The organism is Pseudoalteromonas sp. THAF3 (assembly GCF_009363775.1).
GTDB classification, from domain to species: Bacteria; Pseudomonadota; Gammaproteobacteria; order Enterobacterales; family Alteromonadaceae; genus Pseudoalteromonas; species Pseudoalteromonas ruthenica.
Window position 1 is genome coordinate 92153 of the sequence record NZ_CP045419.1, and the last position, 18255, is coordinate 110407.

14 protein-coding genes are annotated in these 18255 nt (G+C 49.0%); 8 read left to right on the plus strand and 6 right to left on the minus strand.

Going from position 1 to position 18255, the window contains the following annotated elements:
- Window positions 1–83: 83 nt before the first annotated feature.
- Window positions 84–944 (minus strand): DMT family transporter, encoded by an 861-nt coding sequence (locus tag FIU82_RS15545; RefSeq protein WP_138589068.1) that lies wholly within the window; start codon window positions 942–944, stop codon window positions 84–86.
- A 203-nt stretch (window positions 945–1147) separates the two neighbouring features.
- On the opposite strand from FIU82_RS15545, the gene FIU82_RS15550 reads away from it, so the two are divergent.
- The 6 genes from FIU82_RS15550 (at window position 1148) to FIU82_RS15575 (ending at window position 9703) form a co-directional block, all read left to right on the plus strand.
- A complete protein-coding gene (locus tag FIU82_RS15550; RefSeq protein WP_045979053.1) occupies window positions 1148–1582 on the plus strand; it encodes an organic hydroperoxide resistance protein in 435 nt (144 codons plus the stop codon).
- 214 nt (window positions 1583–1796) lie between these two features.
- Window positions 1797–3899: a hypothetical protein gene (locus tag FIU82_RS15555; RefSeq protein WP_253946386.1), complete on the plus strand. Its 2103-nt coding sequence runs from the start codon at window positions 1797–1799 to the stop codon at window positions 3897–3899.
- A 165-nt stretch (window positions 3900–4064) separates the two neighbouring features.
- Window positions 4065–5783 (plus strand): ATP-binding protein, encoded by a 1719-nt coding sequence (locus FIU82_RS15560; RefSeq protein WP_152441545.1) that lies wholly within the window; start codon window positions 4065–4067, stop codon window positions 5781–5783.
- On the plus strand, window positions 5780–7135 hold the full coding sequence (locus tag FIU82_RS15565; protein WP_152441546.1) for a sigma-54 dependent transcriptional regulator: 1356 nt from the start codon (window positions 5780–5782) through the stop codon (window positions 7133–7135). The genes FIU82_RS15560 and FIU82_RS15565 overlap by 4 nt, the downstream gene beginning before the upstream one ends.
- A 160-nt stretch (window positions 7136–7295) precedes the next feature.
- Window positions 7296–8243 (plus strand): porin, encoded by a 948-nt coding sequence (locus FIU82_RS15570; RefSeq protein ID WP_152441547.1) that lies wholly within the window; start codon window positions 7296–7298, stop codon window positions 8241–8243.
- Between the two features lie 11 nt (window positions 8244–8254).
- Complete coding sequence (locus FIU82_RS15575) at window positions 8255–9703, plus strand: DASS family sodium-coupled anion symporter (RefSeq protein ID WP_152441548.1); 1449 nt, start codon at window positions 8255–8257, stop codon at window positions 9701–9703.
- Between the two features lie 57 nt (window positions 9704–9760).
- On the opposite strand, the gene FIU82_RS15580 is transcribed toward FIU82_RS15575, so the two are convergent.
- The 5 genes from FIU82_RS15580 to FIU82_RS15600 form a co-directional block, all read right to left on the minus strand.
- Window positions 9761–11254 (minus strand): VCBS repeat-containing protein, encoded by a 1494-nt coding sequence (locus FIU82_RS15580; RefSeq protein ID WP_172972745.1) that lies wholly within the window; start codon window positions 11252–11254, stop codon window positions 9761–9763.
- Between the two features lie 146 nt (window positions 11255–11400).
- Window positions 11401–12750, minus strand: coding sequence for an O-antigen ligase (locus tag FIU82_RS15585; protein WP_022945831.1), 1350 nt, complete (start codon window positions 12748–12750; stop codon window positions 11401–11403).
- 14 nt (window positions 12751–12764) lie between these two features.
- Window positions 12765–13253: a hypothetical protein gene (locus FIU82_RS15590; protein ID WP_138548842.1), complete on the minus strand. Its 489-nt coding sequence runs from the start codon at window positions 13251–13253 to the stop codon at window positions 12765–12767.
- A gap of 17 nt (window positions 13254–13270) precedes the next feature.
- Window positions 13271–15247 carry an EAL domain-containing protein gene (locus tag FIU82_RS15595; protein ID WP_152441550.1) on the minus strand — a complete coding sequence of 659 codons (1977 nt, stop codon included), beginning with the start codon at window positions 15245–15247 and terminating at the stop codon, window positions 13271–13273.
- Window positions 15248–15254: 7 nt separating this feature from the next.
- A complete protein-coding gene (locus FIU82_RS15600) occupies window positions 15255–15857 on the minus strand; it encodes a transglutaminase-like cysteine peptidase (protein WP_022945834.1) in 603 nt (200 codons plus the stop codon).
- A gap of 292 nt (window positions 15858–16149) precedes the next feature.
- Here FIU82_RS15600 and galU point away from each other — a divergent pair, with 292 nt between their 5' ends.
- The gene (gene galU / locus FIU82_RS15605; RefSeq protein WP_045978959.1) at window positions 16150–17076 is read left to right on the plus strand and encodes a UTP--glucose-1-phosphate uridylyltransferase GalU; all 927 of its coding nucleotides are present in this window, start codon (window positions 16150–16152) and stop codon (window positions 17074–17076) included.
- A gap of 36 nt (window positions 17077–17112) precedes the next feature.
- Entirely contained in the window at window positions 17113–18246 is a 1134-nt protein-coding gene (gene wecB, locus FIU82_RS15610; protein ID WP_152441551.1) for a non-hydrolyzing UDP-N-acetylglucosamine 2-epimerase, read from the plus strand.
- The last annotated feature ends 9 nt before the right edge of the window (window positions 18247–18255 follow it).

Sequence of the window (18255 nt, forward strand, 5' to 3'; positions counted from 1 at the left end):
GATTACGAAAGCCATATGAGAAACGATCAAATTCGCTTACATTAGTTAACTTTTTATTTTCAAAACCAGCGAAATAGACCCGGTTATGTTTTATTAGGTTGCAATGATGAGCCAATGGACGCGGTGATCACTAAGGCTACGGCCAGCCATTGTAATGGCGTCAGCAATTCGCCCAAGATCATGAATCCGGCCAAAGCGGCAATGGCCGGTTCCATACTCATCATCACGCTAAAGCCTTGGGCTGGCATATTTCTAAGAGCAATCATTTCCAGCGTATAAGGTAAGGCGCTGGACATCACACCGACCAATAGGCCGAGCGGGATCACCTGCCAACTCAGCAAGTCCATGCCTTGAAATGCTGCGCCATAGGGGACTAATACCAGGGCTGCTACACTCATGCCTAAAGCAACAGTGCGTCCACCGGAGCTTTGCCCACCGGTGCGCTTACCAAATAGGATGTAGCCGGCCCAGAAACCACCGGCCGCTAATGCGAGAATAACACCGATGGGGTCGAGGCCCGTTTGCGCATCTATCTCCGGTAGCAGCAACACAATACCTGCGATGGCCAATGCCACCCACACTAAATCACGTTTACGTTTTGAGCTCAGCAATGCAACGCACAAAGGCCCAGTGAATTCCAGCGCCACACCGATCCCTAAGGGGATACGCTCAATAGCATAATAAAAGGTGATGTTCATACCGCCTAAGCACAGGCCATAGGTGATAATACTGCGCCACTCGGTGCCCTGGGGAAGCGCTTTCCAGGGACGAAAAACCAGACACAGTACCAAGGCTGAGAAGCCTAAGCGCAAGGCTGTGGTCCCCTCAGGGCCTACTAGGGGAAATAGCTGTTTGGCAATTGAAGCGCCCGATTGAATCGTGACCATGGCCAATAAAACACAAAAAATAGCGCTGAGTAGCACACGGTATTGGGGAGAAAACATAGCAATCATCCGTGTTTGATGAGGTGGCGCTAGTGTAGCTAAGGGAGCTGGTGGGGTAAACATGGCCAATGGTTGCTGGTCGCATTTTTATTGTCATTGGTCTTGAAAACCATCGCTCGCGTCGCAACACCCATTATAGGCCCAAGGAAAACTTGGTAATTCGCTTATCACACTTAGCATCAACTGCTAAAGAGGAGCACAGTATGAAGACACTTAATGAGGTTGCTTACACCGCGAAAGTACATACCGAAGGTGGCCGCGAAGGCCATGCTCAATCAGACGATGGTCGCTTGGACGTGACCCTGTCCACGCCTAAAGGGTTAGGCGGCGATGATGGCCAAGGGACCAATCCGGAGCAGTTATTTGCAGCAGGGTATTCAGCGTGTTTTATCGGCGCTATGCGCCACGTTGCCAACGAGGGAAATACCTCTTTACCTGAGGGCACCGCCATTGACGCGCAGGTCTCAATAGGGCCGATTGAAGGCGGTTTTGGCATCAAGGCCAAATTGGAGATCCATTTGCCAGATATGGCTACAGATGAAGCGCAACAATTGATTGAAAAAGCTCATCAAGTCTGCCCTTACTCAAATGCGACCCGAGATAATATTGAGGTACAACTAGTACTCAAAGACGCTTAAGGCGTTTTAGTTACTGAATAAGGGGTATCATTACCCCTTTTAAATCAGATGGTTATCATTTTTTCACTGATAATTTGAATAATTTCGCATCCAATTGCGAGGTTAAGCCGTTACGCCCCTGATGTAACTAAAGATAGCGACGTCAGGGCTAGGACGTGAAGCAGTATAGCGAAGACACGTTATAACACGGTTTAACAACTTGCGAGGAATGGATATGCGTAATCAACATACTTCTGCTGCATCGCAGCAGCTCACACCTTCTACCCACTCCAATGCGATAAAGCTGCGTATCATCGCCTTGGCCTGCGCCGGACTCATTGCTGGCTGTAGCGGTGATGATGGCAGTGATGGTGCGCCAGGAGCCGATGGCGCGCCAGGTAGCGATGGCAACGACGGAGAAGACGGCCGCCCGGCCTTGTCAGCAGGCACCTTCTTACGTGCAAATAATGGCAGCGATAATGCCGGCACCGTTGATGTCACTAATGAATACGGTGAACTGTTATACACGCTAGAAACTACCAACAATCAAGGGCTGGTATACGGCCATCAAGATCAGCTTATTCAAGCCGGGGATGCCGATACTGGCAGTATTAAAACACTGTGCGCAACATCGCTACGGGCGCAAAACAATGGCTTCTCTAGCACTTGGGATCGCGCAATATCTGGCCCCAATAGCACCTTGGTAAACCCCAAGGGGATGACGCTCGCCAGCGCGCACGGGATTTTATTGGTTGCTGACTTTGGCGCTATGCAAATCAGCGCCTTTGGTGCGATGGCCAGTGGTGATAACGTGCCAGTTGCCGTAACCGCCACCGATGCCGCTCCTTGGGATCTCGCCTATGACGATATTAATGACCGCCTCTACGCTGCACTCACCAATGGCACTGTCGCGGTGTACGACAATTACATTGCTTCAGGCATGACAGCCACCCCAGCTCGTACGATTGTTCCAAGCGACAGTAACGGCGACGCCATTGGCGTAAATTTACATGGCATCGCCTTCGATGGCAGCCAAAACCGTTTAGTGTTATCTGATGTTGGCAGTGCGCAGAGTCCCGATGATGGCGCGCTGTTTGTCATTGAAGGTGCGGCAATGGCTGATGGCAATACCCCTGTAAGCCGTATGATAGCGGGCCCAAGCACCCGCCTAGGTAATCCGGTTGATATTCTTTTAGAGGGCGCTACCTTGCGAGTGGCCGAGAAGTCGAACGATGCGATTTTGGTGTACACCAATATTTTCAATGGTGCCAGCGGTGATATCGCTCCTGATTTTGTGACCATGACCAGCAAACCCGAGTCTCTTGCTCGCAAACAACACACCACGCACTTTGATGCTTCAGATATTGATAGGCCAGCCACAGTACGTGGCGTTGCGGTGTCATCTAATCCGGGAACTGCTGGGCCGACAACTGGAATGATAGCGCAACTAAATGCGCCGCTGTCGGCTATGAATATGACCTTTGATACTCAAGCGACCATTGAAAGCGTGACCTTTGATATTGAGGGCAACGGCTACGCCACTTTCGATAGCAGTGATGGCAGCTCTGGCGGTATTATCATCGCAAACCGTATTGCCAACACCCGTGATGACGGCATGTTCACCTTGAGTCAGGATCGTATGGTAAGTGGCACCAACACCACGTTAACCTCACCGAAAGGGATCGATATCGCATCAAAGCAAGGGCTCGTGTTTGTTGCCGAATTCTCGACCAGTAATCGCGGTATCAAAGTTTTTTCGCGCTGTGCGTCGGGCAATGTGGCGCCGCTGATGACCTTGCTGCCAGCCAACGATGCACGCCCTTGGGATGTGGATTATGATGCCCAAAGCGATCGCGCTTTTGTGGCCTTAACCAATGGCACCATTGCCGTGTTCGATGAAGTCAGCGCTAAGATGTATGGTGGAATGAGCACCTTGGCCGGCGAAGACCGACTTATTGTCCCGGCAATGTCAGGTATGGCTGTGGCGGCGCCCACCAATATTCATGGCATTGACTACGACCCGCTGAGCGATGCCTTAATCGTGACAGATGTGGGCAGCGCCGCCGATGCTACCGACGGTAAAATTTATGTGCTCAATAGCGCGGCCATGGCCTCTGGGCTAACCAACATTGATATTGCTATTAGCGGGCCTAATTCGATGTTAGGAAACCCAGTAGACATTATGTTCAGTGGGCGCGATTTATACCTCGCAGAAAAGTCCAATGGCTTGGTGATGCGCTGGGATAATATCCTTAACCGTGTCAGTGGGGATGTCAGTGCAGATGCCAGCTATGCTTTCGTGGCGCCAGAGTCCATTGCTTTAGTGCTACAAAAATAGCCTTTTTCAGCGTCATCGCTGTGTCTCCTGTTGGCCGCATTCGCGGCCTTTTTATTGCTCGAATGCGTGCTAAACTCACCCATCGCTTGTTGTTGCACCGCTACCATCGTGGTCGTCACACTGGTAGACTGAGAGCGAATATCACCATCAATAAGTGAATAATACGTGTCAAATAAGCTGGTCGTTAAGCTTCTTGTTTATAGCGTAGTGCTGGTGGTCGCTATGGTGTTGACCGTGCAGGTGACCGTGCAGCAGCAGGCGCAACGTGCGCACCAGCAAGCAAGGGTGCAAGGCGCGCACCTCAGTGACTATATCGATAGGCAATTTAGCCGCTATCAACGTATTGTCGATTCCTTGAGTCGCAGTAAAGCAGTGCACCAAGCCTTGGATATAAAGCGCGCGGCCAGTCAAGATACCGACCGCTATCTGCACGATATGCAACTGGCCAGTGGCGCCTCTGATGTATATTTACTCAACACATCAGGCACTGTGGTTGCGACCAGTAATTGGCGTTTACCCTACAGCTACAAAGGCAATAACTTTGCTTTTCGCGGCTACTTTCGAGATGCTATGCGCCACCATAGCGCCATTGATTTTGCCCTAGGGCAGCGCTCTCGCAAGCGCGGTTTTTACTTTTCTCAAGCTGTCATAGTCGCAGGTGAGGCGGCCGGCGTCATCGTTGTTAAAGTGAATGCCAGCCAGTTTGAGGCCGATAAAGCGGCACTCGATAGCGTGCAAGATACGCTATTTGCATTGGTTAATGAGAACAATGTGGTGTTGATGTCGAACGCTGAACCGTGGCGATTAACCTCGTTGTCGCCAATGACGACACCGCAGCGCCAGCAGCTAAAGCAGTCGCAGCAATTTCTTGAACGCATCATCGTACCGGCGCCTTGGCAGTGGCAAGGTCAAGCGCAGGTTTACATTGCAAAGCGCAAGCGCACCTTTGTGATTGATGACACCGCTTTGGCGCGTGCACCTTATCAACTATTGACCCTCGTGCCTCGCAATTACCTTAATGAAACCTTGGTGGCGCGCCTTGGTGTCACCCTCATGTGTTTATTGGTCTTGATTGCCTTGGTTGAGTATTTATTGGTGAAAGTAGCGGGGTATCGGCAACTGCTTTACAGCGAGCGCTCCCTTGCCGAGCAGGTGAAGCAGCGAAGTCAGGAGTTGGAGCAAGCCCAAGATGCCCTAGTACGCACCGCTAAACTCGCCACTATCGGTCAACTCAGTGCCAGCGTTAACCATGAAATTAATCAGCCGCTCAGTGCCATGAGTGCGTATATTGCCGCCAGTAAACGGCTTATTGCTCGTGGTCAATATGATAAAGCGCTCAGCAACTTACAGCTAATCGAGCAATTAGTTAATCGCGTTCATGCCATTGCGGCGCAACTAAAATCTTTTAGTCAAAAGCGTGAGCATAAAATGCAAGCAACGTCATTGGTGCAAACCATAGATAACGCTTTGTTGGTTGCAGGGCCGCAACTCAAAGAATACGGTGTTGAGGTATGCTACCACCCGCCCAATGTGACGGTGTGGGTTGACCCGTATCAATTCGAGCAGGTGTTGGTGAACCTTTTTGCTAATGCCTGCCAAGCCATGGAAAAACAGGCGGTGAAGCGGTTGCGTATTGAAGCTGATAGTGACGACGAGAATGTGTATTTATCCATTATCGACACCGGCTCGGGGATAGAGCATCATGCGCTAAGCAGCATTTTTGAGCCATTTTACACCACCAAATCCGAGCATGGCCTAGGGCTGGGGTTATCCATTTCTAAGCAAATTATCGAGTCTTTTCAAGGCACGCTTAGCGCTCATAATCACCCTGATGGCGGCGCTGAATTTCTAATTAGTTTGCATCAACAAGAGCCACAAATATGAGCAATGCACAGACTATCTACGTTATTGACGATGAACCAAGTATCCGTGACTCCTTAAAGCAATTGTTAGAGCTTGAGGGCTATCAGGCCGTGTGTTTTGACGATGCCAATAAAGCCTTGCATAAGCTTAACCGTAGCTTTGCCGGTGTGGTGCTTAGCGATATTAATATGCCGAAACTGGATGGTTTGGCGTTTTTGCAGCAGGTTCAGCAGTTTGACTCTGAGTTGCCGGTGGTGTTTTTAACTGGCTATGCCGATGTGAGTACCGCAGTAAAGGCGATGCAGCAAGGGGCCTATGATTTATTTGAAAAACCGGTCAATGAACAGCTATTAGATTGTCTGGCACGGGCTTTGGATAAACGCAAACTAGTGCTAGAGAATCGCCAATTAAAACGGCAAATAGAGCATCATTGTGCTCCTGGGGTGCGTATTTTGGGGGAAACCCCACAAATACAGCAGATGATGCAGTTACTTGATGCGATTAGAGACACCCCCGCAGATGTATTAATCGAAGGTGAAACCGGCACCGGGAAGGAGCTCGTCGCGCGTTATTTACACGAACATGGCGATCGCAACCAAGGCCACTTTGTGGCAATCAACTGTGGTGCAATTCCAGAAGAGTTGATTGAAAGTGAGCTCTTCGGTGCTGCCAGTGGTGCGTATACTGGGGCTAATCAGGCACGCGAAGGCAAGTTCGCTTACGCCAATGGCGGAACGGTTTTTCTCGATGAAATCGAAGCGATGTCAGCAAGCTTACAAGTTAAATTACTGCGTGTGCTCGAAGAGCGCCAAGTCACCCCCGTCGGCTCGAACCAGAGCATTGATCTTGATATGCGGGTGATTGCGGCAACCAAGGTCGATTTGCAAACCTTAGTGGATACTGGACAGTTTCGCGCCGACTTGTTCTTTCGCCTCAATCTTTTAAAAGTGCCGATCCCGGCACTACGGCAAAGAAAAGCCGATATCCCCCTTTTGTATCAGCACTTCTTATCTATCGCCGCCACGCGTTTTCATAAACCCAGTATGGCGTTAACAGAGCCCCTGCGTGCGCAACTGATGCAATATGATTGGCCAGGCAATGTACGTGAGCTGCGCAACCATGCTGAGCGTACGGTATTGCTTGGCGAGCAATTAGCCACTCACTCAATACAAGCGCTTGAATCGCAGCAAGAAGTACTGAGTTTGGCGCAAAAAGTTGCTTACTATGAGCAGTCACTCATTGAAGATGCATTAGCCCAAAGCCAAGGCAGTATCAAACAGACCATGGCACTGTTGCAAATCCCACGTAAAACGCTGTATGACAAAATGGCCAAGTACCAGCTCACCCGAGCAAGTTATACCGAACCTAATTAATGGGTGGAATTGGTGATAAATAAGTAAAAGAATGTGCGGGAATCCACACATGTCACGCCTTATACGTTCTTTAAATTATGACAACTCATTGTTTATATTAGGTTATTAAAATTGGTCAGGTTCTTGAGTGTAGTGTTGCAGACAACAATAGGACAACACTATGATAAGACCAATAACATTATATTCATGCGTGATACTTGGGGTGGCTGCACATGGCGCTGCGGCCGGCGACTACAGCATTTATGGTAAAGCACAGGTGCAACTTGAGCACACCGATAAAGGATTGATGCGTTACACCGATAAGGGCACCCATATTGATGCGCCATTCTCGCGCATTGGCGTAAAAGGCAAGCACGATATCAGTGCGCAAGCCCAAGTGGTATATAAATACGAAGTGCAGGTGAAAGGCTTTGAAAGCGACGACACCAGCGAGCCATTCAGTGCGCGCAACACCTGCTTAGGGGTGCAATCAGCTTATGGCACGGTGCTATTTGGTCGTAATGACAGCCGCTTCAAGTACAGTGAGGGCAAAATTGACCAATTCAATGAGACCCAAAGCGACATAACGCAAACAATAGGCGGTCAAGACCGTATCGCCGATAGCATTACCTATACCTCGCCAAAGTGGGGGCAATGGCAATGGGCGCTGACTTTTGCGCCGAAAGATGACGCTAAAACCGAAAAGAATGGCGTCGCCGCCTTATTGAGTTATGGCGATCGCGCCCTAAAGCAGACCCCCTATTATGTAGCCCTAAGCTACACCGATGCCTTAGCTGATATTCAAGCGTTACGCGTCAATGCGGTGTATCAATGGCAACGACTGCAAGGTGGGGTGCTGGTGCAGCGCAGTGAAAACTTAGCCGGCGATAAAGACGGCAACAGTGTGCTTGTGAGTTTGCGCTATTATGCAAGTGACGCATGGCAACCCAAATTGCAATATGCGCGTGATACCAGCCAGCTTCGTCATGACAGCGATAGCGAGCAGCTCTCAGCGGGTGTTGACTACGTAGTTGATAAGCAAACATCTTTTTACTTTTTAGCGACTAAACTTGAGCTCAACCAAGTCTCCGATACCAGTACTGCAATTGGACTAAAATATAAATTCTAAGAGGTCTTAGCATGTCAGATTCGAAATTTACTCAACTTCGGGGTCAACTGTTGTTGGCCTTCGGGCCATGCGTCATGTTGTTGACCTGTTTGCTCGACCCACCAGCGGGGATGTCTATGGCCGCGTGGCGCACTACCGGCTTAACAATTTGGTTGGCATCTTGGTGGGTCAGCGAAGTGGTGCCTATTCCGGCCACCTCGTTACTGCCTTTGGTGATTGTGCCTTTGGCTGGGATTGCACCGATTAAGGCGGTTGCAGCTCCTTACGCCCATCCTCTTATTTACCTCTTTTTAGGCGGCTTTTTACTGTCAATTGCCATGGAGCGTTGGGGGCTGCATAAACGCATTGCTCTGACTACCTTATTGCTGGCGGGCAGCAAGCCAAGCTTGCAAATCATGGCGATGATGGCGGTGACCGCATTTTTATCAATGTGGATGTCAAACACCGCAACAGCCGTGATGATGCTACCGATAGCTTTATCGGTGGTCCATCTATTAAAGGACAATGGCAGCCAATGTGATAATTTTGCCAAGGCGTTGCTATTGAGTATTGCCTATGGCGCTAGCATTGGCGGTATTGGAACCTTGATAGGCACGCCACCGAATGCCTTGATGGCTGCGTATCTAGCCGACAGTTACAATATCGAAATCGGCTTTGCTACCTGGATGATGATAGGCGTCCCTTTGTCTTTAGTGATGCTGACCCTAACCTGGCTGTGGTTAACGAAAGTGATGTATAAAGTGGATAAAACTGCCAGCCAAGTAGAGACCAAAGGCATGTTTCGCAATCAACTAGCGCAGTTAGGAGCGATGTCTCGGGCTGAGAAAAGTGTCCTCGCGGTCTTTGCCTTAGCAGCGGTGAGTTGGGTGTTGCGCCCAGTGCTCGGTAATGTCACCGGGCTGGCGATATCAGATACCGGTATTGCTATTGCTGCGGCGTTGCTGTTGTTTATGTTACCGGCAGAAAAGCACTCTCAAGAGCGGGTTTTAGACTGGCAAAACGCGGCAAACGTGCCTTGGGGGATTTTGTTGCTATTTGGTGGCGGCTTGACCTTAGCGGCGCAGATAAAAAGCTCAGGCTTGGCTGATTACATCGCTAATCTGCTTAGTGGGGCCAGTGCTATGCCGTTGGTGATAAGTGTTCTCGTGGTGGCCGCGTTAATTACTTTCTTAACCGAGATCACCAGCAATACGGCGACTGCCGCCGGGTTTTTGCCTTTACTTGGGCCGGTGGCAGAGTCGATTACTGGTACGCCCTTAGTCTGGGTGGTGCCCGCTGCCATTGCCGCCAGTTGCGCCTTTATGATGCCGGTGGCCACGCCACCGAACGCGATTGTATTTGGCTCGGGGGAGATAAAAATTACCGATATGATCCGTGCAGGCTTTGCTTTGAACATTATTGCTATTGTGCTGATCACGCTGGCAACTTTAGTGATAGCGCCGATGGTGCTTAACTTTTAATGGTTTTCTCAGGCAGCGCGGCCATAAATAACGCGCTGCCTGTGATTACGTAGCCAGTTATTTAGCGACCAATAGGGTTAAGCGCTTGTGCAGCTTGGCACTATCGAGTTTGCCATAATAGGCGATAAGGTCGGCTTTGTTATCGCCGTTGATATCGGCATGGCTAATCTGTGCTGCGGATTGTGGCAAGGCAATATCTTGACTGCTTTTGCGGGAGAAGCCGCCGTCTTTGTTACCTAAGCGATAAATAAGCTCATCGCTGTCCTCAGAAAGTAGTAAATCAAGAATGCCATCGCCACTAATATCGGCGAGTTTCACCAAGGGTTCGCTGGCGCGGCCTTTGCTGATACTAAAGCCCATTTCGGTTTCATAGTCCATGCTCGGCTGTTCCGGATACTGTCCTTGCGCATTTTGGCGATAGAGCAGCACGTCTTGGTCAATGCTACTTGCTAGCAGCGCAGAGACTACCTGCGAGACCCCTAACTCAAAACTGGATACCATCACTTCTTTGCGACCATCACCATCAATGTCTTGCAGCTCAAGGCCAGTGAGCGTTCCTTCTGCACGCACTGTGGTATCGGCCTGCGCACCATAACTAAGCTCGCCATCAGCGGTGTTTTTGCCATAAAATATCTCGTAGTCGTTTTTTCTATCTAACACGCCGGAGCTTTGGGTATAGCGCACCACCATATCCACTATTGCATCGCCGTTAACGTCTTCAAAGCGTTCCAACTTACGGTAGTTGAGATCGCTTTGGTCCAAAGAGCGGCCATCATCATCGAGTTGATCCCACCAGTCGATGGCGTGAATATCCTCGCGAATGGCCACTGTTTGATGGTCAAAATGGCGCTTGGCAGCAGTGTAAATGTGCAGCTGCCCGGGGGTGAGATGAGCAATATCCATGCGCTCATCGTTATTAATATCTAAGGTAAAGGTTTGTGCCGGAGTCACACTCAAGCCATCGCGAGTCAATACGTTTTGGCCAGTAATAGCCAATTTGGAGAGTTTGTGCGCTTTATCTTGCTGGCTAAACCACACCTGTAGCTCATTAAAGTTAGGCAGCATCACATCAGCACTTTCATCGCCATTAAAGTCAAATATAAATGGCATGCGGCGCATAAAGTTACTGCGTTGAATTTGGAATACGGAGCTGACTTCGAGATAGGACAATAACCTTGGCTCTGAAGGGCCTTGTGGATACTGATAACGACCAACATGGTCTTTGGCGAGGAAATATAGGGTCTGTTTGCCCTGCGGGTCGTTGCCAATGTCATAGGCAAAATACTGCTCACCAATGGCAAAGCGGTCCACCTGGGTTAGTGTCCCGTCAACCAACGCCAGAACGGCCACTTGCTGTGCTTTGGCGCTGCTGCGGCCGATAGCGATTATCTCTTTACCCGGATGAGGCGAAATATCGGCGCTAATAGGGGCCTGAGTAATGTTAAAGTCAACATCAAGATGGTGTTCACTAAAAGCGTCGGCCCATACTGGTTTGCTTAGCAAAAGCAGTGCGGCGATGGCACTTTTAATTGGCAAGTGTCTTCCTGTCACGTTAGACCTCATTATTGTTATGTATTGTCACTGGTATTTACCTTGGGGCCAGCGACTCACGCAAGTACAGGCCCAAGATGACTTCTTTACAGTGACATAACTTTTAATGCCTCGCCAACATTCAAATGTAAGTAAGTGTATAAACGCTAATTACGGGCAAGCACAGGCGGTGATAAGGTTTTGCATAATAGCCCAATACATAACACGGTAATGAAAGTGAGCGCATTGGCCATGGCTTGCAGGGAATAATCTACACTTGCGTGCAATAACATAAATATAATGGCGGCGATTGCTCCGAATGCGAGCCCCTGATAAAGCCGCGTTCTGCGCTTTTTCATTACTTGTACCGAGACCCATAAGCAACCACCAATCGCCACTGCCAAGGCAATGCTAGCAGGCCAACCAAGCTCAATTAAAAACTGCAGATAGTCATTATGGGCGTTATCGTAATATCCTGAGTAGGGCCCTTGTTGGACACTTGGAAATACAGTGTAGAAACTCCCCGCACCATGGCCTAAAAAAGGGTGTTCGAACAGCAGTGTCCATGCGTCACGAAGCACTTCATCACGGCTTTCGAAAAGCAAAGCGGTGTTACTCAAACGTTCCTTCACTTGGGAAACCCCGAACAGTGCGCCAATAAGAATGAAATCAAGCACGAAAAAACTAAAAATTAACCACTTAAATTGCTTTGAGGGCTTGCGGTAAAAAAACAGGGCTAATAAACAGGCTAAGGCCAAGGCAATGAAAAAAGCAGCATTGCCCATGCGTGAACGGGTCAGGATAAGTGCGATAACCATAACCATTAATGCTAAGCGAATCATTAACTTGGGGCTTAACCATACTTGGATCAGACGTTTAAAGCTGAGAGGGTTTTGCCCGGTGCTTAGCTGAGCTATGATGAGCCCAACGCCTAAACTTAAAACCAAACCAAGGTAATTAGCTAAAAAGTTCTGGTAGGTGAAGCTACCGAAGGCTTTGTCGTTGCGCTGCCACTGTAAGACTAGGCTAGGTAAGTCTGGGCTTAACACCAAAATACAGGCATAACTTGCCTGCACCAACCCGGTTATCACCAATAACACGACCAGTGCCCGCAATCGTTGATAGCTAGTGCAGTAAGTGAGCAGCAAAACGGCGTAGAGGGTCAGTGCAACCGTGACCAGCAAAGCATGCCTAGTCGCACCGGGGCTGGCGCTCAGCTTTAGTACATCCTGCATAGCCACTACAAACACACAACTTAGCATGGGGATAATAAGCCAGCGGTGCGTCTTATTTATATTCCATAGCGGTTGTTGAGTCGTCACAGCATAAGCACAATGCAAAGCGCTGACTACAGCGATAGCTAGGCACAATAATGCACTGGCCCAAAGACGAAAGCCCCCTAATACAAAGGGGGCTATAAATAAGATGATGAGTAGCAGCGCAAAGATAGCACGTGAACCATGCGCTTTAAGGCGATTATCCGAGCTTTCGGATGTCTTCAGAGACAGGCTTAACACTGAAGAATCAACGCTTATTGGTTTGACTCAGAAATTCCGCCATCCCCGCCTGAACCACCGAGACCGACGATGGGGGATGGTGCGAAGTTTGGGGCTGTTGCCGGCCCTGCTGCAGTTGCTTGTGACACTAAGGTTGCATCCATATTGTTGGCAATAGCTAACGCGGTCACATTATCAGGGTTCATGCCAGCACTGAGCGCCGCTGCAACGATATTCATGGCCTCATCTGAGGTCACGCCCACGTGGACTAAGGCTCGGGAAAATAGCTCATTGGCTGCGCTGGTATCAGCCCCAACAGCAGTGATAGCAGAATTAACCAAAGCTGCATTTAATGCTGGGTAGCGGCTCATAAGTGCGGTAATTTGTTCACTGAGTGGCTGTCCTTGGTCGATAGCCTCAGTAATAATCGCATCGCTTTTAGCGGTCGCTTCGACAGCGTGCGCATTGCCTATCATCATGGCGCATATCATCCCTATGCACAGCACTAAACCGGTCTTTTTCATGATCTACTCCTTTATCGCTATAATGTTCGTGTTTGAAAGTTGAAGATAGCTTGTTCGGGGCCTTCTTCTAATTGCATCGGCGGCTTTATGTAGTTTCCTTGTAGACCGTCAAACTGCAGCTGCATAGCTTTGTCAAAGCTCACTGCGTTTTCGATATGACAGGCAATTGTTTTTATTCCAACTCCTGTGCAAGTGGTGACAATGGAGCGTAATAAAGCAAGTGCATCATCGTTCTGCTGTAGGTCCTTGGTATAGGCCGCATCCACCTTCACGTAATCTATATTGAGGTCACGCAGATACCTAAATGAGGTAAGGCTGGAACCAAAGTGCTCTATACACACTTTAATATTGAATGCTTTCAGTCGCGCCAACACATTCTTGGCCATGGCGATGTCGGCCAAGAGGGTGGCTTCACCTATTTCTAACACCGTGTTGTGGCGTAAGCACCCGTAATGATGAGCCTGACGACACACCCAAGTAATAAAATCTTCATTGTAAAACGCCTCTTTACTTAGGTTTACTGCAAGGGCTAACTCCGTATGAGTATTACGAAAGTTAATAAAAGCTTGGAATAGCTTTTTCTCTAACTCACACGCCAAGCCGAGGCGCTCAGCCATGGCGAATAGTTGTTGGTTATCAATAGACTTCCCTTGGTCGCTAATGCGCACGAAGGTCTCAAAATAATGAGCTTGCTGCTGTTGTTGTTTGCGAACGGGTTGAAATGAGTAACTAAAATTACCTTGCTCGATAATTCTCACAATGGTCTCTCGCCATTGGCTTTGCGATTGCACTAAATTGTGTGTTTGACACATTGCCGGCTTGTCAGGGCTCGCTGTTGAAATGGCGGTATCCAGTTCACTAAGTATACTGCCCACGGTACTGCAGCTGTTTACGGAGGCGATACTCAGATGTGCAAAGCCCTTCTCATAACGATGGTGTTGCTCTTTTTGAAGGCTGTGGTGCAAGCGCGATAATGTTTCAGCAACAAAGTCGCAAGGGTAGGGCATATGAATAGTGAATGTACCACCGCTGATGCGATAGATATGGTAGTCACCTAGGTGAGCGAGGTAGCGTTTGATGACTTCCAACACCGCGAGCACGTAGGCGTCACCTTGACGGTAGTCATGATGTTCATTAATTAATTGCAGGCTAGGCAAGGTGACCATTGCCACGCTGTGGGTATGCTCATCTTGCAGCTGTTCAGTCACTGCGCTAAGTTGGTTATCAAAGGCGCGACGATTCCCCAACCCAGTTAACTCATCACGATATGCTTGGCGGTAGTAGGCATCGCTTTGTTTGGTTAACGCATCAAAGGTACGCTGAATACTTGTCACCATGTCATTCATCGCTTTTGTGACTGAGAACAGCTCTCGAGATTTCGGACTCGCGTTGTTTTGAACAAACTGTTTCTGGCCAATGCGCTGTGCCTGCTGTTCTACTTTTCGCAGTGGCCTGAATACCGAGCGCAGCACCAAATAAGCAAGACTCAGGGCAATCACTAAAATCATTGCTGAGCTGATTGCCGCTTGTTTCACCTGCTGCCAAAGCTCGATGTATGCAGCGCCTGGATGCGTAGTAACACTTAAAAAACCACCCACTTTCCAACCACTATTGAGCTCCTTGGTGTAGGTCGGTGCTGTGAGCTGAAATAGGCGCATAAACCATGATGGCACCCCGTGTATTTCGGGGTTGTGATTGAGGTTAACAAGCGACTTATTTTGATCATCTTTAAGCTCTATCTGAGCATAGTAACCAGAGTCAAAAATAGCTTGAACCATGGTGCGTGCCACCATCATATCGCGCTCATTTAAATAGGGTGAAATAGCCAGACCTAAACTGGTCGCGGTATCACGAGCGTGAGTCGCCATTTGTTGCTGATAAAAGGCTTGGGTTTGTTCGCTACTAAGCTTTAACTTCACTGCAAAAGTGATTATTCCCAGTAACACGATGAGGGCGTAGACTTGAGTTTGTAAACTCATCCTTGGTTTGTTCATTGACTTTTCACTCCTTGTTCGCTGATTCCTGTTCGATCTGCTTAATCAACTCCTCCCAAGCAGACACTCGACTGCCAGTGGCTTGGCCACTGAGGTTTTGCGCTTTAGCCAACCATAATCCTTGGCCATTGAAACTATAAATCGGTTTTAAATCTTCGCGTTCACTGGCTTTGACAATACGATTATCAAAATTATCAAGTACGTAAGGCTCATCATCTTGACCATCAAAATACAGCACTACCATATGTGGTTGATCAAGCGTTAAATGGCGCACATACATTAAGCGTAGCTGCTCATCGGGGATGCCTAAACTAACCAAGGTAAAAAACTTGGCAATGGCGTAATCTTCGCAATCACCGGCACCTTGGATCAGCAGTTGAGCCGGTGTGGCCCAATAGTCACTTTGATGCCACAGCGTTTCATCACTTTGGTAGGCCACCACGTCATTAAAAAACTGGTTGACGCTCTGCAGCTGGCGCCATGCATCTGCATGTTGCTGCATAACAAGCATCTCTAGCCAGTGTTGGGCCCGCCTTGATGCGCTAATGTTCCCTTTATTTTGCACGTACTCAACGAGCTGCTGCGGCTGCAACAATTGTCCGTAGGTCAATGCAGCCGTGCAACTTAAGGCGACTGCGACAGCAAATCTTACTGCTGTTTTGATTCCGGTTACAATTTTGCAGTCCCTTATAAGTTTGCGTTCATTCCCAGAATGATATCACTTAAATGTACAACAGGTACACGCGAAATAAAAACTTAATCTAATTCTTTGGTGCTAGTTATTGAAATCTATTTGTTAACAAGTACAATGTTTAGTACTTATCGACTAGATGTGCAGTGCCAAGGACGGAGTGGGCTCACTGAGTGTTTTGCCACTCACACCGTTTTCAAAGGAAATATATATGAAAGTGCAAAAGGCGGTATTACCGGTCGCCGGTCTCGGAACACGTATGCTCCCAGCGACCAAAGCCATCCCTAAAGAGATGCTTCCATTAGTGGACAAACCCCTTATCCAGCATGTGGTCCGTGAAGCCGTTGAGGCGGGGATCAAGGAAATTGTGCTGGTGACTCATTCCTCAAAAAATTCAGTAGAGAATCACTTTGATACCAGCTTTGAGCTCGAAGCGACGTTGGAAAAACGAGTCAAACGTAGCTTGCTTGAAGAGGTGCGCAGCATTGTGCCAGACGATGTCACTATCATTTCAGTACGCCAAGCCAAGCCGCTAGGATTAGGCCATGCGGTATTAGCAGCGCGTCCGATCGTTGGTGAAAACCCGTTCGCGGTGTTACTGCCTGATGTGATTATTGATGAGTTTGCGTGTAATTTGCGCAGCGAAAACCTTGCGCAAATGATTGCACGTTATGAGCACAGTGAGCATTCGCAAATCATGGTTGAGCCTGTAGCAGCCACTGATGTTGACAAATATGGCATCGTTGACATTGACGGTAAGACGATTCACGCGGGTGACAGCGCTGTTATTCGTGACATGGTAGAGAAACCCTCACAGCAACAAGCGCCAAGCCGTTTGGCGATAACCGGCCGTTATGTGCTCAGTGCGCAAACGTGGGATCTGCTCGAACACACGCCCCCAGGAGCCGGTGGCGAAATCCAATTAACCGATGCCCTCCATCAGCTTCGCCAACTTCAAACCGTGGAGGCATTCCATTTGAAGGGTCGCTCTCATGACTGTGGCTCTAAACTCGGATACATGATTGCCAATGTGCACTATGCCATGCGTAGCCAACAGTTTGGCAGCGAATTTCAAGCTGCGCTGGAAAGCATGTTAGCTATCGAGCAAGCCAAGCACAGTGCCAGCGCATCGGCATAACACCTGTTAAGCGAATTAAAAAATTAGAGGATTTATATGGCCACTAAGGTACTGAGTGTATTTGGTACACGTCCTGAGGCAATCAAAATGGCGCCGGTAGTGAAAACCTTGGCGAATGACTCTCGCTTTGAAGCGCGCGTGTGTATCACGGCACAACACCGAGAAATGCTCGATCAAGTTATGGCCCTTTTTGCCATTAAAGCCGACTATGATCTCGATATTATGCAAAAAGGGCAGTCACTCAATGATGTGACATGTCGCATTTTGCAGGGCTTAGCTCCTGTGCTTGATGAATTTAAACCCGATATCGTCTTAGTGCATGGTGATACCGCCACCACCTTTGCGGCGAGTTTGGCGGCGTTCTATCAGCAAATTCCCGTCGGCCATGTAGAGGCAGGGCTGCGCACCGGGAATTTATATTCGCCGTGGCCTGAGGAGGCGAACCGTAAGCTTACAGGCGCATTGACACAGCTGCACTTTGCGCCAACAGACACTTCAAAGAACAACTTGCTGAAGGAAAATATTGACCCGAGCAACGTGCACGTAACCGGTAATACGGTGATTGATGCGTTGCTGGATGTTGTCGATAAGGTCAATACCGAGCCAAGTCTTAGCGAACAGTTGCAGCAGCAATTGGCTTTGGCCGCAGACGAGAAAGTGATTTTAGTGACCGGGCATCGCCGAGAAAGTTTCGGTGGCGGCTTCGAGCGTATTTGTCAGGCATTGGCGCGTATTGCTAAGCGCTTTCCACAAAGCCGGATTGTTTATCCTATGCACATGAATCCGCAAGTGCGTGAGCCGGTTAATCGTCTGCTCCAAGGCTTGAAAAATATCTCACTTATCGAGCCATTGGATTACCTTCCCTTTGTTTATTTAATGAATCGTGCGCACCTTATTGTAACTGACTCTGGCGGCGTGCAAGAAGAAGCGCCAAGTCTTGGGAAACCTGTATTGGTTATGCGTGATACCACCGAACGCCCAGAAGCGGTGGCGGCGGGCACAGTCGAGTTGGTTGGCACTGACGAGCAAACCATTTTCACTGCCGTTGAACGTTTAATGACTGATGAGCAGGCCTACCAGCGCATGAGCCGTGCTCATAACCCCTACGGTGATGGTCAAGCCAGCCAACGCATTGCCGATGCCATCGGCGCTCACTTTCATGCCCAATAAGGATAGTTA